At 62.9% G+C, this 20,520-nt stretch carries 15 protein-coding genes; 6 read left to right on the top strand and 9 right to left on the bottom strand.

Features of this window, described 5'->3' with window-relative positions:
- The first annotated feature begins 94 nt into the window (after positions 1-94).
- From F759_RS37195 to F759_RS0102910, 4 genes are all read left to right on the top strand, one after another.
- Complete coding sequence (locus F759_RS37195) at positions 95-1,399, top strand: DUF445 domain-containing protein (RefSeq protein ID WP_051377065.1); 1,305 nt, start codon at positions 95-97, stop codon at positions 1,397-1,399.
- 163 nt (positions 1,400-1,562) lie between these two features.
- Positions 1,563-3,515 carry an AI-2E family transporter gene (locus tag F759_RS0102925; RefSeq protein ID WP_027798523.1) on the top strand — a complete coding sequence of 651 codons (1,953 nt, stop codon included), beginning with the start codon at positions 1,563-1,565 and terminating at the stop codon, positions 3,513-3,515.
- 246 nt (positions 3,516-3,761) lie between these two features.
- Positions 3,762-5,534: an FAD-dependent oxidoreductase gene (locus F759_RS0102915; RefSeq protein WP_027798521.1), complete on the top strand. Its 1,773-nt coding sequence runs from the start codon at positions 3,762-3,764 to the stop codon at positions 5,532-5,534.
- Positions 5,531-5,740 (top strand): hypothetical protein, encoded by a 210-nt coding sequence (locus F759_RS0102910; protein WP_027798520.1) that lies wholly within the window; start codon positions 5,531-5,533, stop codon positions 5,738-5,740. The genes F759_RS0102915 and F759_RS0102910 overlap by 4 nt, the downstream gene beginning before the upstream one ends.
- A 97-nt stretch (positions 5,741-5,837) precedes the next feature.
- Here the strand turns inward: F759_RS0102910 and F759_RS0102905 are convergent, their stop codons facing one another.
- From F759_RS0102905 to F759_RS0102895, 3 genes are read right to left on the bottom strand one after another with little or no spacing between them, the layout of a single operon-like run.
- The gene (locus tag F759_RS0102905; RefSeq protein ID WP_027798519.1) at positions 5,838-6,812 is read right to left on the bottom strand and encodes a 2-dehydropantoate 2-reductase; all 975 of its coding nucleotides are present in this window, start codon (positions 6,810-6,812) and stop codon (positions 5,838-5,840) included.
- 4 nt (positions 6,813-6,816) lie between these two features.
- Positions 6,817-7,608, bottom strand: coding sequence for a class II aldolase/adducin family protein (locus tag F759_RS0102900; RefSeq protein WP_027798518.1), 792 nt, complete (start codon positions 7,606-7,608; stop codon positions 6,817-6,819).
- Positions 7,609-7,658: 50 nt separating this feature from the next.
- Positions 7,659-8,858 (bottom strand): amino acid aminotransferase, encoded by a 1,200-nt coding sequence (locus tag F759_RS0102895; RefSeq protein ID WP_027798517.1) that lies wholly within the window; start codon positions 8,856-8,858, stop codon positions 7,659-7,661.
- 177 nt (positions 8,859-9,035) lie between these two features.
- On the opposite strand from F759_RS0102895, the gene F759_RS0102890 reads away from it, so the two are divergent.
- Positions 9,036-9,977: a LysR family transcriptional regulator gene (locus F759_RS0102890; protein ID WP_027798516.1), complete on the top strand. Its 942-nt coding sequence runs from the start codon at positions 9,036-9,038 to the stop codon at positions 9,975-9,977.
- A 44-nt stretch (positions 9,978-10,021) separates the two neighbouring features.
- Here the strand turns inward: F759_RS0102890 and F759_RS0102885 are convergent, their stop codons facing one another.
- The 5 genes from F759_RS0102885 to F759_RS0102865 all read right to left on the bottom strand — a co-directional run bounded on the left by F759_RS0102885 (position 10,022) and on the right by F759_RS0102865 (position 17,257).
- Positions 10,022-10,840 (bottom strand): helix-turn-helix transcriptional regulator, encoded by an 819-nt coding sequence (locus tag F759_RS0102885; protein ID WP_027798515.1) that lies wholly within the window; start codon positions 10,838-10,840, stop codon positions 10,022-10,024.
- 125 nt (positions 10,841-10,965) lie between these two features.
- Entirely contained in the window at positions 10,966-12,105 is a 1,140-nt protein-coding gene (locus F759_RS0102880) for a hybrid sensor histidine kinase/response regulator (RefSeq protein WP_027798514.1), read from the bottom strand.
- Positions 12,106-12,114: 9 nt separating this feature from the next.
- A complete protein-coding gene (locus F759_RS0102875) occupies positions 12,115-12,741 on the bottom strand; it encodes a chemotaxis protein CheB (protein WP_027798513.1) in 627 nt (208 codons plus the stop codon).
- A gap of 10 nt (positions 12,742-12,751) precedes the next feature.
- The gene (locus tag F759_RS0102870; RefSeq protein WP_027798512.1) at positions 12,752-13,597 is read right to left on the bottom strand and encodes a CheR family methyltransferase; all 846 of its coding nucleotides are present in this window, start codon (positions 13,595-13,597) and stop codon (positions 12,752-12,754) included.
- A gap of 42 nt (positions 13,598-13,639) precedes the next feature.
- A complete protein-coding gene (locus F759_RS0102865; protein ID WP_027798511.1) occupies positions 13,640-17,257 on the bottom strand; it encodes a response regulator in 3,618 nt (1,205 codons plus the stop codon).
- Between the two features lie 251 nt (positions 17,258-17,508).
- Here F759_RS0102865 and treF point away from each other — a divergent pair, with 251 nt between their 5' ends.
- Entirely contained in the window at positions 17,509-19,323 is a 1,815-nt protein-coding gene (treF, locus tag F759_RS0102860) for an alpha,alpha-trehalase TreF (protein ID WP_027798510.1), read from the top strand.
- 37 nt (positions 19,324-19,360) lie between these two features.
- On the opposite strand, the gene F759_RS0102855 is transcribed toward treF, so the two are convergent.
- Positions 19,361-20,257 carry a MipA/OmpV family protein gene (locus F759_RS0102855; protein WP_027798509.1) on the bottom strand — a complete coding sequence of 299 codons (897 nt, stop codon included), beginning with the start codon at positions 20,255-20,257 and terminating at the stop codon, positions 19,361-19,363.
- Positions 20,258-20,520 lie beyond the last annotated feature (263 nt).

The following is a 20,520-nucleotide window of genomic DNA, read 5'->3' as shown; positions in this document are numbered from 1 at the left end:
CACGGCTAGCGCATCCGGCAACTCGCGACATGCCTCGCCCACTGCGCGGCACACGGCGCTAAACTCGCGTTTCCGGACCTTGGCTCGCTCGCCGATGAACAAAGCACTCGAACTGAAGAAGGCCAAACGTACGCCGTTGCTGCTGCTCGCGGCTGCGGCCGGCGTTTTCGTCGCCACGGCGTTGATGCCGCGCGGCTTCTGGATCGACGGTATCAAGGCGGTGGCCGAAGCCGCAATGGTCGGCGCGCTCGCGGACTGGTTCGCGGTCGCCGCGCTGTTCAGGCGCGTGCCGATTCCGCTGGTATCGGCGCACACGGCGATCATTCCGCGCAACAAGCACAAGATTGCCGACAACCTGGCCGTGTTCGTGCAGGACAAGTTTCTCGATGTGCCCTCGCTCGTCGGCCTGATCAAGAAGCACGATCCGGCACAGAGCATTACGCGCTGGCTGACCGAGCCCGCCAACACCGCGCGCCTCGGCGATTACGTGGTCAGACTGACGAGCGGCATTCTCGATCTGACCGACGACATGCGCATCCAGGTGTTCATCAAGGATGCGTTGCGCGACGTGCTGGCGAAGGTCGACCTCTCGCAGTCGATGGGCTCGATTCTCGACACGCTCACCAGAGACGGCCGCCACCAGGAACTGCTCGACGCCGGCATCGAACAGGTCGTCGCGCTGCTGCGCGAACCGCAGGCGCGCGAGTTTATCGCGGAACGTATCGTCGATTGGGTGAAGAGCGAGTATCCGAAGATGGAGAAGATCCTGCCGTCCGCGTGGCTCGGCGAAAAAGGCGCTGAGACCATCGCGAACGCGGTGAACCGGATGCTCGAACAGATCAGCGAGAACCCGACGCACCGGCTGCGCCAGAAGTTCGACGACGCCGCGCACAAGCTCATCGCAAAGCTCAAATCCGATCCGGCGTTTTTGCAAAAAGGCGAGGAATTCAAGCGCTATCTGGTGGAAGGCGAAGCGCTCGCCTCGTATGTGAAGGACATGTGGGGTGAATTGCGCGCCTGGCTCAAACGCGATCTGCAAAGCAGCGACTCGGCGTTGCATGCGCGAGTCGTCGCGGCCGGTCAATGGGTAGGCCGCGAACTCGCGAACGATCCGGCGCTGCGCCAGTCGCTCAACGATCACCTCGAAGAAGCGGCACGTGCAATGGCGCCCGAGTTCGCGCAGTTCCTCACACGGCATATCAGCGATACGGTGAAGAACTGGGACCCGCATGAGATGTCGCGGCAGATCGAATTGAACATCGGGCGCGACCTGCAATATATCCGCATCAACGGGACGGTAGTCGGTGGCTTTATCGGCTTGCTACTCTACGCAAGCACGCAAGGATTTGACTTGATGCGCGACCTGATGGGTAACTTGCTGCGCATGCACAGCGGATGAGCGGCCCGTTGAGGCGTCGCGCGACGCAAAGCGCCTACAATTCGGGCATGTGATTTGCGTAGCCGCGGTGGCCTGTATGCCACCATGCTGGCACCATGCCGCCGCCGCATTCATCGCGCGCTCGATAAAAAGCGACCGCGCCACTCAATCGGACAGTGTGCTCATGAAAATATCCTTACCGCCGCATGGGCGGCCGAACCGAGTTTATCCGCCTGCCCCACCGAGTCTGCATGGCCTTGCTTCGGTCATCACCGGCGTTGTCGTGGTGTGCGCGCTTTACTTCGGCCGCGCGGTGCTGATTCCGATCACGCTATCCGTGCTGCTCAGTTTTCTGCTTGCACCGCTCGTGCAAACGTTACGGCGGCTGCATATGGGCCAGTTGCCGTCCATCTTCATCGCCGTGCTGTTCGCGTTGGCCGCACTGCTTGCCGTCGGCGCGCTGATCGGCGCGCAGCTCGTGCAACTGGCGGGCGACCTGCCGCAGTATCAGGTCGCCATCGAACAGAAGATCGAGACGGTGCAGGAGAAAACGATTGGCCGCGCCGATTCGCTGATGAGCCGCGCAGCCGCCACGCTACAACGCGTGGCGCCTTCGAAGCCGCCGCCGCCGCGTCCTACCGGCCGCGCGGCGCGCAATGCGCCCGCCGTGCCGACGCCTGTCGAAGTGCACGAACCGTCGCCCACGCCGTTGCAACTCGCGCAGCGTGCATTGTCGCCAGCCATCGCGCCGATTGAAACCACCTTCATCGTGCTGGTGGTGACGATCTTTATCCTGCTGCAACGCGAGGATCTGCGCGACCGCCTGATCAGTCTGTTCGGCTCACGCGACCTGCATCGCACGACGACCGCGATCAACGACGCGGCCGTGCGTCTGAGCCGTTACTTTGTCGCGCAACTCGGCGTGAATCTGAGTGCGGGCGGTGTGATCGCAATCGGGCTTGCGATCATCGGCGTGCCGGGCGCGTTGCTGTTCGGCGTGATCGCCGCCCTGCTGCGCTTCGTGCCGTATATCGGCATCTGGATCGCGGCAATACTTGCGGTGTTTCTCGCCGCCGCCATTCAGCCGCAATGGACGATGGCGGTGTACACGCTGATTCTTTTCATCGTCGTCGATGTGGTGGCCGGGCAGATCGCGGAGCCGCTGCTGTATGGACATCGTTCGGGGCTGTCGCCGCTCGCGGTTGTCGTCGCGGCAATTTTCTGGAGCTGGCTGTGGGGGCCGATCGGCCTCGTGCTGTCCACGCCGCTCACGCTGTGCGTCGTGACACTCGGGCGTTACGCCGATCGTCTGAACTTTCTCACGGTGCTGCTCGGCGATCAGCCGGCGCTCACGCCCGCGCAGAATTTTTATCAGCGCTTGCTCGCCGACGATCCGCATGAGGCGATCGTGCAGGCCGAGCGTCTGTTGCGCGAGATGTCGCTGATCGACTACTACGACAAGGTCGCGCTCGAGGGACTCAAGCTCGCGCGCAACGACGCGATGCGCGGCGTGCTGATGCCCGACCAGTTGGCGCGTGTCAACGAAGCGCTGGTGGATATCGTCGAAAACCTTGAGATCGCGGATGGCTTGCCGGATCGCCTCACGCGCGCCGAATCCGCGGAAGCGCTACACGCGGCTTCCTCGGCCGATCTTTCCGAGCGGCACGATAGCCAGACGCGTGCTCAATCCTCCGCGAACAACGAGAGCGACAAAACCGCGGTGCTGTGCGTGCCGGGGCGCGGCGCGTTCGACGAAGTCACGACCGCCATTGCCGTGCAACTGCTCGGGCGCCTGGGCTTCGCGCCGATCATGGCGACGCACTCCGGCTACCGCAGCGCTCGCGCCGACGAACCGAGCTACAGGAATGCGCCGATCATCTGCATCGTCACGCTCGACGCTCCTGAATCGCCGCCGTATTTGCGCAATATGCTTCGGCGCACGCGCGAATGGCGGCCAAGGGCGACCGTCGTAGTCGGCGTGGGCAGCACCGCGGAAAACGGACACGAAACGGGTATGAGTGCGACTGCCGCTTCGCATTCGGCGCCCACCTTCCGCGCGATGATCGAGGAATGTCAGCAGGCCGCGTCCTCGCTGCATGCGCGTCAGCATGCGCATGCAGCGGGCGCTGCGGATTGAACGCGGGGTGAGCGCCAACTGAGCGCCAATTAAGCGCCAACCTGGCACCGACTGATAGCCAACTGAGCGAAGGGCGCGCCAACTACGCGTCGATCGATTCGCTGCGCGCCTGTACCCAAAATGAGGACAGACGCGCGTAAGCTCTCCGCCATACTTCGCTCATCGCTTTTCTGGTTTCGCCGCGCGACTAAAAAAAACTCCATGCCGCGGCGGCCGTGAACTGCAGCGAAGATCGAGGAGACAGGCATGATCCGCAGTTTCAAACCCTATCCGTTTGCGCCCCGCCATTACGAGGGCGCCGTGCCCCCGCTCGTCGACGGACATGATCCCGTGCGGCGGCCCGTGGCGATTGTCGGCGGCGGGCCGGTCGGCATGACGCTCGCGCTTGCGCTCGCCCGGCAAGGCGTGCGCTCGGTGCTGATCGAAGCCGATGACAGCGTCTGCACCGGTAGCCGCGCAATCTGCATTTCGCGGCGCAGTCTGGAGATACTCAAGCGCCTGGGCGCCGTGCAGGCCTTCCTGCAAAAAGGCCTGCCGTGGACAGGAGGCCGCAGCTTCTATCGTGATACGGAAGTGTTCCGCTTCTCGATGCATCAGGACGAAGAGCAATCGTTGCCGCCGATGATCAACATCGCGCAATATCAGATCGAACAGTTCCTGCTGGACGAACTGGAGCGGCATGCGGATCTGATCGATATCCGCTGGCAAACGCGCGTGACTGGCATTGAGCAGTCCGATGATGCCGACGCCCCGCGTGGCGCAACGCTCGCACTGAGCACCGGCGACACCGCATGGCACATGCGAGCCGATTGGGTCGTCGCGTGCGACGGCGGGCGCAGCACCGTACGCGAAGCGCTCGGACTGAAGCTCACCGGCACCACGTACGAAGGCCGTTATGTGATCGTCGATATCGCATTGCGGAGCGCGCGTGCGACCGAGCGGCTTGCGTATTTCGATCCGCCGTCGAATCCCGGCTCAACGGTGCTCGTGCACAAGCAGCCAGACGACGTATGGCGCATCGACTACCAGCTTCGCGACGACGAAGACCCGCAGGCCGCCGTCGAGCCGGACAACGTGATGCCACGCGTTCAGAGCGTGCTCGACGCGATGGGCGAGACAGGCGAATGGTCGCCGATCTGGATCACTGTCTACAAGGCAAACGCGTTGACGCTCGACCGTTATCGCCACGGCTCGGTGCTGTTCGCGGGCGACGCGGCGCACCTTGTGCCGATCTTCGGCGTGCGCGGCGCCAATTCAGGCATCGACGACGCCGACAATCTCGGCTGGAAACTCGGCTGTGTGGTCAACGGCGTCGCATCGCCCGATCTGCTCGACAGTTATAGCGACGAGCGCGTGTTCGCCGCGCGCGAGAACCTGAGCTACGGGATGAAGAGCACGGAGTTCATGGCGCCGCCCACGTTCGGGTTCGATCTGATGAGAACGGCCGTGCTTGGGCTCGCCGAGCATCATGCCGCAGTGCGGCCGCTGATCAATCCGCGGCAGACGCACCCGATTGCGTACGTGCAATCGCCGCTCAATCGCGTTGCGCCGGACGCCGTGCAAAAAGCCGACTCAGTGCACGAAGCCGGTCAATTTACCAAAGGTCCGGCGCCTGGCAGTGTATTACCTGAGTGCAGACTGAAGCGCATGGTCGATGGCAAGCCGGCGGATATGCACCTTACCGATCTGCTTGCCCCTTGCTTCACTGTGCTGCGTTTCGGCACGGACGCATCGCAAGATGCCGGATGGCAGCGCATGCAGGACGACATGGCGAGCCGCAAGGTTCCCTTCAAGGCGATCACCGTGGTCGACACGAACAACGGCGCGAGCATAGACGGCACTATCGCAATCGATCACACCGGCCACCTGCATCAGATGCTCGACGCCACAGCGGGCACGGTCTATCTGATCCGCCCCGACGGCCATGTGCTCGCCCGCTGGCGCGAAGGCAGCGCCGCGGCAACCCACTGCGCGCTCATCGCGACACTGAACGTTCAAAGCAAGGAGAGCCAGTCATGACCGATAGCGATCTCGACCGCATCTACACGACGCTTTGCCAAACCATCACGGCTGAAGGTGAAGCGCAGGCTCCGCTCTATCTCGCCCGCCTCGCGCTGCTCTGCATGATCGAACTGGACGACGCGCAACGCGCCTCGTCTCTGATCGAAGCGGCTCGCCTGCCTTCGTCGGGGACAATGACCGCAATCACCACAACAGCGGCATAGTTCGAAAAAGCCCGGTAAAAGAGGCGTAAAAAAAAGCCGCCGCGAGACAATACGCGGCGGGCTACTGCTTCCATCGAACATTACAGACGCGCCGCGTTCAATACAAACCCAGCGTGCTCGCATGCAAACGCGCGAGACCGAGTAGTGCATCCGTGTACGGCGTTTGAACACCGGTTAGCTGACCGAGTTCGCGCACCGCGCTCACGAGTGCATCCAGTTCGACCGCCTTGCCCGCCTGCACGTCCTGCAGCATCGACGTTTTCATCGCGCCGAGTTTGAGCGTGACCGCATGCCGGTCCTCCGGCGCCTGGTCGATCGGAATGCCGAAGCGCGCGCCGATCTCCTTCGCTTCGAGCATGATGCTTGTGACGAAGTTGCGCGCGAGCTCATCGTTGAGAATGCGGTCGGTGGTCGCGCCGGTCATTGCGCTGATGGGGTTCATCGTCATGTTGCCCCACAGCTTGTACCAGACATCGCGCTGAATCTGCTCCGACATCGACGCATTGAAACCGGCCGCGACCAGCGTGCCGGTCAGCGCCTTGACGCGTTCGCCCGGCCGTCCCGCAGCCTCGCCGACAATCAGGCCATTGCCCTGATGATGCCGGATCACGCCAGGCGCTTCGACGAGGCAACTCGCATGCACCACGCAGCCCACCGTTTGCGCGCTCGGAATAGCCGCGGCGATCGTACCATCGGGATCGACGGACTTGAGCCGCTTGCCCTTCAAGTCGCCGCCAAGCCCGTCGCAGAACCACCACGGCACGCCGTTCATCGCCGTAAGCACGATGGTTTGCGGCCCGAGCAGCGGTGCAATATGCGCGGCCACCGACGCCATTGCAGGACCTTTAACCGCCACCACGACGAGGTCCTGAACGCCGAGCTCTGCTGGATCTTCAGCGGCTTTCACACGAACGGTCTGCGTCTCGCCGCGTTCGATCAAACGCAAGCCGTGCTCGCGCAAAGCGGCGAGCGTCGCACCGCGCGCCACCACGCCGAGATCGTGGCCCGCTTGCGCGAGCTTCACACCCATCCATCCGCCAATCGCGCCCGCGCCGTAAATGACTGCTTTCATCGATTCATTCCTTGTAACTCGCGTCGATGCGCTCCACGCGCCGCACCAGCGCATCGTACACATCCTGTCCCGCGCCGTGACGCGGGTCGAATTGAAGCGCGTCGCGCGAACAGCGGATCGCCACTTCTTCGGGAACCGGCCGCGCCTTGCCCATCGAAAATGTCGCCATCTGGATTTCGCACGCGCGGTTCAAGGTCCAGAGAATCGCGAAAGTCTGCGGCAGCGTGCGGCCCCACGCAAGCAGTCCGTGGTTGCGCAGGATCACTGCCTGCCTGTCGCCGATATGTTCGATGAGCCGCGGACCTTCTTCCGCATGCACGGTGATGCCCTCGAAGTCGTGGTACGCGATGCGCTCGTGCAATTGCGCGCTGTAAAAGTTGGTCTGCTGCAAGCCGTCTTCCAGGCACGCCACCGCGACGCCAGCCGTGGTGTGTGTGTGCATCACGCAATGCGCGTCGGGCAAACCTTCATGGATCGCCGCGTGCACGACGAAACCGGCCGGATTCACCGGATAACGCGAGTCGTCGAGCACGCGGCCCTGGGAGTCGATCTTCACGAGATTGCTCGCCGTGACTTCGCTGTAATGCAGGCCGAACGGATTGATGAGAAACTGCCGCTCGCCGCCGCTCACGCTTGCCGGCACGCGCAACGTGATGTGGTTATAGATCATCTCGGTCCAGCCGAGCATGTCGAAGATGCGGTAGCACGCCGCCAGTTGAACGCGCGCCTGCCATTCGTCGGGATGCATGTCCGCGTTTTTCGGGGCACTCGCCGCCGGCATATCAAGTGTCGTCATCGACGTCTCCAAGGTTATCTATTGGCTGCGCGGTGTTCGTGTCGCCGCCGTTATGCGCCCGACACCGCAGCCGCAATCGACGACGCCACGTAGTCCGCGTTGCGCGCATTCAAACCCGCAACGCACATGCGCCCCGAGCGCAGCACATACACCGCGTGTTCGTTGCGCAGACGTTCGACCTGGCTCTCGGTCAAGCCCGTATACGTAAACATGCCGCGTTGCGCGACGTAGCGCGCACGCATCACTTCATCGACACGACCGGCAAGCCCCGCGTGGATCGTGCCGCGCATCGCAAGAATGCGTTCGCGCATGGTAGCCAGTTCCGCTTCCCACGACGCGCGCAACGACGTGTCGGACAACACGTTCGCGACGAGGCGCGCACCGTGCGTCGGTGGATTGCTGTAGTTCGCGCGCACCGTGGACATCAACTGACCAAGCACGCGGCTCGCCTCGTCCGCGTTCTTGCAGACCACGCTCAGTGCGCCACAACGTTCGCCGTACAGCGAAAAATTCTTCGAAAACGAATTGGCTGCGATCAGCGGTACGTCGGCCTCGGCCAGCATCCGAACGCAAGCCGCGTCTTCTTCGAGGCCTGCGCCAAAGCCCTGATAAGCCATATCGACAAACGCGATCAGCTGGCGGCGCTGCAATACCGGCACGAGTTCAGCCCATTGCGCAGCGCTCAGATCGACGCCGGTCGGGTTGTGGCAACACGCATGCAGCAGCACGACGCTGCGTTCCGGCAGGCGGCCGATCGCGTCGATCATATCGGCGAAACGCAGGCCGCCGGTTGCTTCGTCGTAATACGGATAAGTGTTGACGGTTAGACCCGCGCCCTCGAACACGACGCGGTGATTCTCCCAACTCGGGTCGCTGATCCAGATTTGCGAAGCGGGAAAATAGCGTCGCAGGAAATCGGCGCCGACCTTCAACGCGCCCGAGCCGCCAATAGTCTGCAACGTCGCGATGCGGCCCGCGGCGCGCGCTTCGCTGTTCGCGCCGAACACGAGCGACTGCGCGGTCTCGCGATAGAGCGGCAAACCCGCCATCGGCAGATAGGAACGCGGGCCGATCGCATCGAGCAACGCACTTTCCGCGCGGCGCACAGCGTCCATGACGGGCAGCTTGCCTGCGTCGTCGAAATAGATGCCGATGCTCAGGTTGACTTTATTCGGGCGCGGATCGAGCTGGAAATCTTCATTCAGGCTAAGAATCGGATCGCCTGGATAAGCGGGGATGTGTTCGAACATGGCGTTTCCTTGATTGAGCCCTGACTTGATGCCGACGTTGTGCCGACCGCCGGGCGAGACTGAAAGTCTAAGCGCCTTTGTGTGCTCGCGTCGATTGGGGCAAGTGTCGATGAACGCGCCCCGATTCACAATCAATCGATTTTTCACGATTCGTAAGTTTTTCTTTAGAATCGGGGCATGGCACTTACTCGCGTCACCATCCGTCAGTTCGAGGCGTTTCTCGCCATTGTCGATCTTCACAGCATCGGCGCGGCGGCGGAGCGGCTCGGGCTTACATCGTCGGCGGTCAGTCAATTGCTCGCCGAACTCGAAGCGGAACTCGGCTTTCGCCTGTTCGACCGGACCACGCGGCGCGTGAATCTGTCGAGCGCGGGGCAGGACTTTCTCGCGTCGGCCGAGTCGGTGTTGCGCCACGTGCGCGCCGCCGCCCAATCCGCCGACGATATCCGCAACCGCGCTGCCGGCATCGTTCGAATCGGCGCGCCGCTGGTGCTGGCGTCCACCGCGTTGCCCGCGGCCATCACCGAATACGCACGCGACAAGCCGAAGGTGGTCGTGCGCATTTGCGACACTGTGGTCGAGCAACTGGTCGAGCGTGTCGAGAGCGCGGACGTCGATCTCGCGGTTGGACCCGACAGGCAAAGTGGCGCACGCGTGCGCCGCGATCCGGCGTTCGCGAGTCCGTGGGTCATGTGGTGCGCGGCGTCGCATCCGCTCAGCACGCGGCGGCGTGTGCAATGGCAGCAGTTGCGCGATATACCCATCGTTGCTACAGGCCGCGATCACGAACGCGCGGTCGACCAGATGCTAGCGAACCTGCCGCTCGAAGCGCGCATCGTTCCCGTCGACGTGGTGGACAATGTCACCACCGCGTTCGGCATCGCTTCGCGCGGACTGGCCGTGACCCTTGCGCCGGCCTACGTCGCGCCGCTCGCGCGCACGTTCGGGCTGGTGATGAAGCGAATCGTCGAGCCGGAGACCATCCGCGAAGTTTGCGTCTATCGCTCGACGGAACGCGCGCTGTCGCCGCCCGCAGCCGGTTTCGCCGAGTTCCTGTTGCCGTGGCTCAAACGCTGGGACCGTGAGACGCAAGCCGATGCGCGCGCAAGACGTGACTGAATGCTCGGTTGAAACCGTGTCTGTTGCGCGACTAAAACGCAGTGTTAGCCGCGTTGCGGCGCCACGCACAGCGCGAACAGTTGCCGCTGGCTCGATATGCCGAGCCGCGCATACGCGCGCTTCTGATAAGTAACGACACTCGCGGGCTTCACGCCCATCTGTCCGGCAATTTCCACTGCGCTCGCACCTTCGAGCGTCCCGCGCAGCGCGTCGAGCTCGCGCGGCGTAAGTGCAGGACAAATTCGTCTGATGCGTGCAAGCATCGTCGCTGCCGGGCCTTCCTGATGTTGTCCATGAAGCGAGTAATGGCCTTTCGCCGCATGCGCAAACAGATGCGCGAGACTTTCGACACGTTCCAACTCGCCCACTGTGAACGTGCCGTGCGCACGGTCGCGGTATAGATTGATCGACAGCCACACGTTTTCCAGGGGTTGCACGAGCAGCGACAAACGGTCTGACACATTGGGCCGCGAGTAGCAGGCCGCGCGATACGCTTCGTTCGCGATCTCTTTGCTTTGCTGCTGATGCAGTACCAGCGTGTCGCGGGATCGCACGTTATGCGGGCTTTCGATGATCGCCCGATTGCCGTCGAGTGCATAAAAGTGCGTCGCGTAGCGGTCCGCCACGTCGCGCAGGAAACGGCCGCCCCGATGATCGGCAGCCGAAACGGTGCGCGGCCGCGCACCGAATTCATACGCGAACACGGTGCACTGCGAGACCGGCAGCATATCGCCGACTGTTCTCAGCATGCTGGCGGCGAATGCGTCCGCGTCGCGGTGCGAAATCGACATGACGAGGTCGGCCGCACGCGCGGCGCTGACCTGTTCGCTTCGATGGGGCGGGGAAATGCGCCAGGAACGCATGATGGCTCGGGAATCGTGCAGCGTGAATTCGGATCCGCCAAGCGTAGCACAGCGCGATGTCCGCAATGTCGCGACAGCGCTCACAACGCCATGACGGCCACTGCGCCGCATGCAGTCGGTCGCGCTTATTTCCCCGAAAACTTCCCGGAAAACGAGCCGCGTTGCAGCGTCACCATTCGCGGCAGTTCGATGGTAAAGGCAGTGCCATCCGTTTCATCGGACTCGACGCTGACGCCGCCGCCGTGCATCCGCGCGATTTCCTGCACGATATGCAAGCCGAGCCCGAGGCCCTCGCGCGAGCGCGAGCCACTGCTATTCGGTCCGAACGCCTTGAACAGATGCGGGAAAACCTCAGGTGGAATGGCACCGCCGTTGGCTACCTTCAGGCGTACGAGGTCGGCCGCTTCGCCGTCCACCTCCACGCTCACGTCGCCGCCCGCCGCGCCGTGGTGCAGCGCGTTGCTCACGAGATTGGACACCGCTTGCCAGATGAGGTCCGTGTCCCACGCGCCCGCCGTATTGCCGCGGCTCGTGAAGACGATGCGCTTGCCGTTCTCGCGCGACGTGAACTCGTCGATCACCGACCTGCACAGCGATGCGAGCTCGATTGAACGAGGCTGCAACGGCAGGCGCCCGCCTTGCAGACGCGCGAGGTTGAGCAACTGGTCCACCATGCGCGCCATGCGCAGCGAACTGTTTTTCACGCGCGCGGCCACTGTTGCCGATTGCTGATCAGCGGCGGTGCGCATCAGATATTCCGCGGACGCGAGCACGGCGCCGAGCGGCGTGCGCAAATCGTGGCTCAGCACGGCCATCAGCATCTCGTTCGCTTCGAGCATCTGGCGTGTGGTCACGAGTTGCGCGGCGAGCTGACGCTTTTGCTGTTCGAGTTGAACGAACACGTCCACCTTCGATTGCAGAATGCGCGGGTCGAACGGCTTGTAGAGGAAATCCACCGCGCCGGCTTCGTAGCCGCGAAACGTGCGCGACGCGTCCTGCGCGGTCGCGGTCAGAAAGATGATCGGCACATGCGAGGTTCGAGGACTGCCGCGCATCAGCGCCGCCAGTTCGAAACCGTTCATGCCGGGCATGTTGACATCGAGAATCGCGAGCGCCACTTCGTGCTTGAGCAGCAGATCGAGCGCGGCGGTGCCCGAGTCGGCCACGAGCACGGCGACATCGGGCCGCGTCAGCAGAGCCTTGAGCGCGGTGATGTTATGAGCGATGTCGTCGACGATCAGAATGTTCACAGGTGGGTTCGACATGGCATCGGATCAGTGAGAGGCCGGCCATGCTGCAAGCTGCCGGCCCATTGTTTCGGGAGAGTAGATGTAATCGGCCGCGCCGCGTTCAACCGCGGTGCGCGGCATTTCCGGCGAAGTCGCGGTGTCGGGCGCCTGCACCCACGTGAGCCCGCCCAACGCCCGCACACGCTGCAAACCGCGCACGCCGTCGTCGTTGGCGCCGGACAGCAGCATCGCCAGCAACCGCTCGCGATATACCGCCGCCGCGGATTCGAACAACACGTCGATGGAAGGCCGCGAGAAGCGCACGGCTGCATCGGTTGAAAGCGCCACCGTCCGGTCCACCTCCACCAGCATGTGATAGCCCGGCGGTGCGACATGCACGCGACCCGGCATGATCTGCTCGCCCGCGTCCGGTTCGATCACGGGCAGCCGGCAGCGGTGCGCCAACGCATGCACGAGGTAGCTCGGCGGATCGGGCGGCAGATGCATGACGACCATCACGGCGGGTGCAAAGCTCGCCGGCAGCGCGGCGAGCAGCAGGTTGAGGACTTCCATGCTGCCTGCCGAGCCGCCGATCACGACGAGCTCGCAGGCGCGCGCATCGGGCGCGCTGCGCTGCGCATCGACGCCTGGCTGGATCGTTGAGCGTGGGATCAAGATCGTATCAGCGCTTCTGGTAAATACGTTCGCCCGGACGGAATTCGTCGAAGGCTTCGTAGTGACGGGAAAACCGCAGCGTTTCCTTGCCGCCGAGGCCAAGGAAACCGCGTCGTACGAGCGCGTTTTCGAATAGCCCGAGCGCCCGGTCCTGCAAGCCGCGATCGAAATAGATCAGCACGTTGCGGCACGAAACGAGATGCGCTTCGAGAAAAACTTCGTCGGTCGACAGACTGTGGTCGGCGAACACCACGCGGCCTTTGAGCGAACCTGCAAAGCGCGCGCCGCTATACGCCGCATGGTAATAGTCCGACAGCGAGCGCGTGCCGCCGGCCGCGAGGTAATTCTGCGTGAAGCCCTGAATGCGGTCCAGCGCATAGATGCCGGCTTCGGCGCGCGCGAGCGCATCGGGGTTGATGTCGGTCGCATAAAACAGCGTGCGCTCGGTCAAGCCCTCTTCGTCGAACAAAATTTTTAGCGACCACAGTTCCTCGCCGGTGCTGCAACCGGCCACCCACACCTTGATCGACGGATACGTGCGAAGACGCGGCAACACGTGCTCGCGCAACGCCAGAAAATAGGCAGGATCGCGAAACATATCGCTGACCTGGACGGTCAGGTATTGGAACAGCCGCGAAAACTGCTCGCCGTCGCGCATGATGCGGTCCTGCAATTGCGATAGCGTGCTCAAGCCAAATTCCTCCAGCGCCTGAGACAAACGCCGGCGCAGCGACGACATCGCATAGTGGCGAAAATCGTGCTGGTACTTGAGGTAAATAGCCTCCAGCAGCAATTTCAACTCGATGTCGAAATCGCTCATGCGTTGCTGTACGTCGGCTTCAGACTGACTCATTGCGTTTTCCGTATCTGTACCTCGATCTCCACCCTTCTACCGCTAGCCTTGCCGCAGCCAGACACGGCAGAGCGCAACCAGCTTGTCGACGTCGATCGGCTTGGACACGTAATCGTCGGCGCCTGCTTCGAGGCAACGCAGACGATCGTTCGCCATAGCCTTCGCCGTCAATGCGATGATCGGCAGATGCGCAAAGCGCGGATTGCGCCGGATTTGGCCCATTGCGGTCAAACCGTCCATCTCGGGCATCATGATGTCCATCAGTATGAGATGCACTTCCGGGCCGTTTTCCAGCGCCTCCAGCGCTTCGCGGCCATTGCGCGCGATCTGCAGTTTTGCGCCGAGCGGCTCGATTACATGCGAGAGCGCGAAGATGTTGCGCACGTCGTCTTCGGCAAGCAGGATCGTGCGGCCCTCGAATGCATTATCGCGTTGCCGCACAGTGCGCAGCATGCGCTGCTGCTCAGGCGCGAGCGACGACTCCACGCTATGCAGGAACAGCGTCACTTCATCGAGCAGACGCTCCGGTGACTTCGCACCTTTGATGATGATCGATTTCGAATAGCGGCGCAGGCGGTGCTCCTCTTCGTCGGACAGCATGCGCCCCGTGTAGACGATCACCGGCAGCGTCGCATGTTCGGCGTTGCCCGCGAGGCGCTCCAGCAGATCGTAGCCGGTGCCGTCGGGCAGTGCGAGGTCGGTCACCACGCAATCGAACGAGAACCTGTCCAGGTGGTCTAGTGCTTCGGCCAGCGTTGCGACTGCAACGATCTCCGTGTTTTCGCTTTGCAGCAGCGCGCGAATGCTTTCGCGCATCGGCGCGTCGTCTTCGATCACCAGCACGCGCTTGAGCCGCTGTTGCAAGCGCGCTTCGAGGCGGCGGATCGCGGCTTCCATCGTGGAGCGCGCGGTCGGCTTGAGCGTGTAGCCGATTGCGCCCAGGTGCAGCGCCTTGTCCGCGTGGTCGGTGGCCGAGACGATATGGATCGGAATATGACGCGTGAGCGGATCGTTCTTCAGCCACTCGAGCACCGTGAGACCGGAGCGATCCGGCAAGCCCACGTCGAGCAGCACCGCCGCCGGGCGCATGTCGCGCACGAGAGCGAGCCCGCTCGCCGCATTGCTTGCATGCACGAAGTCGAAGTCGAGTTCATGCACGAGATCGCGCAGGATTTCTGCGAACGCGACATCGTCTTCGACTGCGACGATGAGACGGCCGGCGCGCGTGCGATTGTCGCGATCGTCGGCAATCGACGCTACGGCCGTTTCCGGCACGCTGGCCGCACTGCTTGCATTCGAAACGCCCGCCCCGTTTTCCCGCGTTCCTGTGGTAACGCCGTTAGCCGGCGTGAAGACTGTCGAAGCAGTGCTGCTCCACGACGTGCTGGTCACGAGCAGCTCGCCTCGCATGCCGCTCGCGGCCGCTGCGTTGCCTGCCGTGTGAGCCTGTGCGGTGGCGGCTGCGTTCGTCCCTGGCGCGGGTGTACTCCCGTCATTGGCCGCGAGAGCGGCGCGCGCATCGAGCGGCAGCCACAGCGTGAACACACTGCCCTTGCCGACTTCGCTTGCCACGGTAATCCGGCCGCCCATCAACCTCGCGAATTCGCGCGAAATAGACAGACCGAGGCCGCTCCCGCCGTACTGACGGCTGGTCGATCCGTCAGCCTGCTGGAACGCTTCGAAAATCATTTCCAGCTTGTCTGCCGCGATGCCGATGCCGGAATCGCGCACATCGATACGCAACATGTCGCCGTCGGCCGGCGCGACCGAAAGCGCCACTTCTCCGCGCTCGGTGAACTTCACTGCGTTCGACAGCAGATTGCGCACTATCTGAGTAACGCGTTGGCCGTCGCCGATGAACGTATCCGGCACGCCCGGCGAGCGGTCGAACGCGAGGCTCAAGCGCTTTGCGCCCGCCAACGGCTTGAACATTTCCTCGAGCGATTGCAGCGTTGCGTCGAGCGACACTGTTTCAAGTTCGACAGTGACCTGCCCCGCCTCGACCTTGGACAGATCGAGAATGTCGTTGATCAACACCAGCAGGTCGCTATTGGATGCGTGGATCGTTTCCGCGTAGCGCACCTGCTCCTCGGTCAAATTGCCGGTGCGGTTCTGCTGCAGCAGCTTTGCGAGAATCAGCGAACTGTTTAGCGGCGTGCGCAGTTCGTGCGACATGTTCGCGAGGAACTCCGACTTGTAGCGGCTCGATTGCTCGAGGCGCTCTGCGTTCGCCGCAAGGTCGTCCTGTGCGCGCAGCAGATCCGCTTTCTGCCGCTCGAGCCGCTGCGCATATTCTTCCAGTTGGACGTTGGTCTGTTCGAGTTCGGCCTGCTGCGCTTCCAGGCGCGTTTGCGATTCGAGCAGCGCGCGACCGCGCTCTTCGAGCCCTTCGTTCGAAACACGCAACTCTTCCTGCTGAACCTGAAGCTCTTCATTTAACTGCTGCGTTTCGATCAGTGCATCCTGCAAGCGCTCCCGATAGAGCGCCGCTTCGATGAAATCGCCCATGCTGTTGCTGACCAGTTCGACGAACTCTTCGTCACGCGGCGCGAGTCCGCGGACAAACCCCAGTTCCAGCACACCGTTGACTTCGCCTTCGCTTTTGATCGGCATGATGATCAGATTCTTCGGAGCACTTTTGCCGGTGCCCGACACCACCTGCACGTAATTGTCCGGCACGTCGCGCATCACGACCATGCGGCGCGAGATCGCTGCCTCGCCGACCAGCGTGTCGGCCTCGCCGAGATCGCGCGCGGTGGCCTGCTCGCTTTCGCGGCTGAAGCCGTAAGTCGCGATGCGGCGCAATGTGGCGTGCCGCCTGTCGCGCACATAGAGCGCACCGACGGCTGCATCCATGTACTGTGCGAGGCAGTCGAGCATTGCGCGGCCAACGAGTTGCGGCGTGGCCTGGCCGATCACTCCCTCGGCAAGCATGCGCTGCCCCGAGCGCAGCCACACCTGTTTTTCCAGTACTTCTGTCTGTTCCGCCTGCTGGCGCATAGCGCTGTCGTAAGTTCCAGCCAGGTTGAGCAATTCGCGGCGGCCCATCCATGCAAGAAGGCTGTTCACGCCGATGCTGAAGATCAGAAACACGCCGACCAGAATTCCGGTGACGCGGCGCGACGCCTCCCCGCGCTCCTGACGCAAGCGCGATTCGACCTCGAGAAAGTCGCCGAATATTTTTCGAGTCTCGTCGAATTCCATCTTGCCGCGGCCGCTCGCCACGACGCGGGTGACTTCCTGCATTCTGCGGCGTGCGTCGACCATGCTTTCGGCGAAGCGTTCCCAGCGGTCCTGAATCGCCTGAATCTGCTTGAGTTTCTCGACTTGCGGCGGATTGTCCGCAACGAGCTGCTGCAGTTCATCCATTTGCGCCTTGAACTTCGGTCCGCCGTTCTCGTATGGCCCGAGAAAACTTTCGTCTCCAGTGATGAGAAAGCCGCGCATCGACGATTCGCGATCGACCGCGAGGCGCAGCATTTCGTTGGCCTTGCCAACCACGCGCTCCGAATGCTCGGCCCAATTCGTGGTGGAAACCAGATAGGCGATCAGCCCGACGAACACCGCTATCGTGGTCAGGCCAACAAATAAAGGCAAGGCGATGTTGCGGCGGACGATGCCGCGAAAGTGACGTTCGTCGACAGCCTGGGATGCGGTCATTTTTTCTATATTCAACAAAGCGGATCGTTGCAATCCGGAATATTTTTCGGGCCTTCCGCGCGGTTTTTCGAGTCGCTACACAAGCGCGTAATCATACAGGAGGGGCCTCGTCTTTTGCTTGTGCAAACGCGCTCTGCCTTGCTGCACAAGGCCGCAAAGATATACGCAACTTGCCGGCGCACGCGCGGTCAATGATGCGAACAATGCAGTTTCGCTCACCTGTCCATGCCTTCACCTCCTTTGTGGAGCCGATGACCGATCACACCCTCGCCGCTTTCTCCGGCCTCCGGTTGCGCACCGCGCTCGTTGCCGCGTTCGTGCTCCATGCGTCGCTCGCAACTGCTGCCCCGGCTACCGACGCAACGCCGCGAGCGAGCGGCATCACGCGTGTCGCGGTGCATGTCGAGCCACCTGTCCAGGCTTCGCCGGTTGTGCCGGTGCCGCCGTCCGAGCAGTACCCCGGCCTCTATCGGGACGTGCAACTCGCCCACCTCTATCCGGACAGCAAGACGTTCGCCGACATGGTGCCGCTCGCGCCGCCGGCGCAGATTGCCGCGACGTACGAAACCGCGAAGCAGCAGCCGGGCTTTAACCTCGGCGACTTCGTGAAGCGCAATTTCACGCTGCCCGCGCGTACAGCGAAGAGCTATGTGTCCGATCCGAACGAGGATGTAGCGAGCCATATCGATACGCTGTGGAATGTGCTGCGCCGCGAGCCGGACGCGACGGCGAGCGCGTGGTCCTCGCTGCTGCCGCTGCCCGATGCGTACATCGTGCCGGGCGACCGCTTCGACGAAATCTACTACTGGGACTCGTACTTCATCATGCTGGGTCTCGAAGCGAGTGGGCGCCATGCGTGGGTCGTCGACGAACTGAAGAACTTCGCAACGTTGATTAACCGCTACGGCCATATTCCGAACGGCAATCGCACTTACTATCTGAGCCGCTCGCAACCGCCGTTCTTCGCTGAGATGGTGCGGCTCGTGGCAGATAAAGACGGCGACGCGGTCTACGCGCAATATCTGCCCGAACTGCAACGCGAATACGCGTACTGGATGAACGGCAGCGACGGGCTGCAGGCCGGCCATGCGAGCCGCCATGTGGTGCGCCTCGCCGACGGTTCGCTGCTCAATCGTTACTGGGACGAACGCGCGGCACCACGCGACGAGTCGTATCGCGAAGACGTCGCGACCTCGCAGCAAACGCCGCAACGCAGTCCCGAGGATCTGTGGCGCAATCTGCGCGCGGGCGGCGAGACGGGCTGGGATTTCAGCTCGCGATGGTTTGCCGACGGCAAGACGCTTGCCACCGTCGACATCACGTCGCTCGTGCCCGTCGATCTGAATTGTCTGCTGGTCGATCTCGAACGCGCGCTCGCGAAGGCGTACCGTGTGCGCGGCGACGTCACGCATGCAGAGAACATGGCGCAACGTGCCGCCGCTCGCGCCGACACGATTCGACGCGTGCTGTGGGACCCGCAACTGCAAGCGTTCGGCGACTACGACTTCGTGCATCGCACGCTCACGCACAGGCTCACCGCCGCCACCGTTTATCCGCTGTACACCGGGGTCGCGAGCCGGCAGCAAGCAAAGGCCGTCGCCGCGACCGTGCAGCGCGAACTGCTGCGCCCCGGCGGCCTCGCCACCACGAAGGTCGCGAGCGGCCAGCAGTGGGACGCGCCGAACGGCTGGGCGCCTTTGCAATACCTCGCGGTGATCGGCCTGCGCCGTTATAGCGAACCGGCGCTCGCGCAAACCATCGCCACGCGCTGGATCGGGACCAACGTCTCGTACTATCAGCACACCGGCAAGCTCGTGGAGAAATATGACGTGGATGCCGCATCGCCCGGCGTGTCCGCGGGCGGCGGCGAGTATCCGTTGCAGGATGGATTCGGCTGGACCAACGGTGTGTTGCGCACGTTGCTCGCGCTTTATCCGCAAGCAGTCAGCACTTCGCGTCCCAGCGACATTCCCGCCGGTCCGGCGGGGGTCTCCGCAGCGGCCGCGTCGGCCGCCGCTGCACCGAAAAACACGCACCGGCTACAGGGCACGCGGGTGAATCCGTAACCGCCACGGTTGCGTAACCGCTGCGGTTGCGCTTCACTCAGAACCGGTAGTTGATCGATATGTCCGCGACGCCATTGGCCTTGCGGTGCGTGATCGGACTATTCCCCGCGCTGCCGACGAGTTGCTGGAACGCGCCGTCGGCGGTAGCGAACCAATGCTTGTCGAATAGCCATACGGCGCTGATGCCGAAGCCCACCGACTTGACACCCGCACTCGCGTGATACTGCGGATATCCCGAATTCGCGGACTGGCTCTGATTCACGCCGAACCAGCTATTCATATAGGTGGAGTCCGCGAGCGTCACGTTGGGGCCGGCAAACCAGAAGAACTTCTTCGAGCTGCCGGGCATCGGCATATACGCGCCGAAATCGGCGATCCATCCATTCGAGCCGCCGAAATAGCGGCGCACGTCGGCGCGCAGTACCAGCGGAAAGTCTTTCGACACGACGTACTCGCCCGAAAGCTTGAGACCCGGCGCCGGATTGATATTGCCGAGCCCGCTCAATTCCTGCGGATCGTCGTGGCCGCGGCGGCCCAGGTCGTATACCACTGCGAGGCTTGCGCGCCAGTTCTGGCCTTGCGCGAAGTTCACCCCGAGACCTTCGCCGCTAGAAAGGAAGAAGAGGTCTTTATAGCGCACGTCGATGCTCGGCCCTGCCATGAGGTGATAGCGGTCCGAGCCTTCATAGCGCGGCTGAAACGACGTCGCCGCGCCGACGCGCAGTTGCCAGTCGGGAATTGTCGGCTGCCACATCCTTTGCAGCGGAATGCCGGCCGAGTACTGCCATTCACCCAACGGCGAAGGCGTTTGCGCCAACGCCGACCCCGGTAGCGCGGCCAGGCCGCCGATCGTGACGGCCGCCAAAGAAATTGCCGCGACGCCTGTTTGTTTATTGCGGGTCTTGCCGATCCGCTTTCTACGGCTGTTCAACACCAATGCCTCCGATCTCGCGTATCGCGAAGAGGGTTATGTTTCTCGTCCGGCCGCGCTCGCGTGGCACAAGAGATCCGAACGACCGCCGGCCTGCTAAGCGCGACATGTAAATTTTTCAGCAACCGACACGCGTTGCACGGCAAAATGCGCTGTTCGAACCGTCTGCCACAACAGTGAACCGGCCTTCCTGCTGAGGTATTCATCAGAAGAGACGCACGCGAAGCTCTTGCCGACGGACCTGCTAGTGCAAGATGCGGGCCTAC

Source organism: Paraburkholderia dilworthii (assembly GCF_000472525.1).
Classification (GTDB): domain Bacteria; phylum Pseudomonadota; class Gammaproteobacteria; order Burkholderiales; family Burkholderiaceae; genus Paraburkholderia; species Paraburkholderia dilworthii.
This window is presented reverse-complemented; position numbering and strand designations above follow the sequence as displayed.

Bases quoted from the DNA above. Each gene is read 5' to 3' on its own strand.
- F759_RS37195 (WP_051377065.1), top strand. From the start codon at position 95: ATGAACAAAGCACTCGAACTGAAGAAGGCCAAACGTACGCCGTTGCTG.
- F759_RS0102925 (WP_027798523.1), top strand. From the start codon at position 1,563: ATGAAAATATCCTTACCGCCGCATGGGCGGCCGAACCGAGTTTATCCG.
- F759_RS0102915 (WP_027798521.1), top strand. From the start codon at position 3,762: ATGATCCGCAGTTTCAAACCCTATCCGTTTGCGCCCCGCCATTACGAG.
- F759_RS0102910 (WP_027798520.1), top strand. From the start codon at position 5,531: ATGACCGATAGCGATCTCGACCGCATCTACACGACGCTTTGCCAAACC.
- F759_RS0102905 (WP_027798519.1), bottom strand. From the start codon at position 6,812: ATGAAAGCAGTCATTTACGGCGCGGGCGCGATTGGCGGATGGATGGGT.
- F759_RS0102900 (WP_027798518.1), bottom strand. From the start codon at position 7,608: ATGACGACACTTGATATGCCGGCGGCGAGTGCCCCGAAAAACGCGGAC.
- F759_RS0102895 (WP_027798517.1), bottom strand. From the start codon at position 8,858: ATGTTCGAACACATCCCCGCTTATCCAGGCGATCCGATTCTTAGCCTG.
- F759_RS0102890 (WP_027798516.1), top strand. From the start codon at position 9,036: ATGGCACTTACTCGCGTCACCATCCGTCAGTTCGAGGCGTTTCTCGCC.
- F759_RS0102885 (WP_027798515.1), bottom strand. From the start codon at position 10,840: ATGCGTTCCTGGCGCATTTCCCCGCCCCATCGAAGCGAACAGGTCAGC.
- F759_RS0102880 (WP_027798514.1), bottom strand. From the start codon at position 12,105: ATGTCGAACCCACCTGTGAACATTCTGATCGTCGACGACATCGCTCAT.
- F759_RS0102870 (WP_027798512.1), bottom strand. From the start codon at position 13,597: ATGAGTCAGTCTGAAGCCGACGTACAGCAACGCATGAGCGATTTCGAC.
- F759_RS0102865 (WP_027798511.1), bottom strand. From the start codon at position 17,257: ATGACCGCATCCCAGGCTGTCGACGAACGTCACTTTCGCGGCATCGTC.
- treF (WP_027798510.1), top strand. From the start codon at position 17,509: ATGACCGATCACACCCTCGCCGCTTTCTCCGGCCTCCGGTTGCGCACC.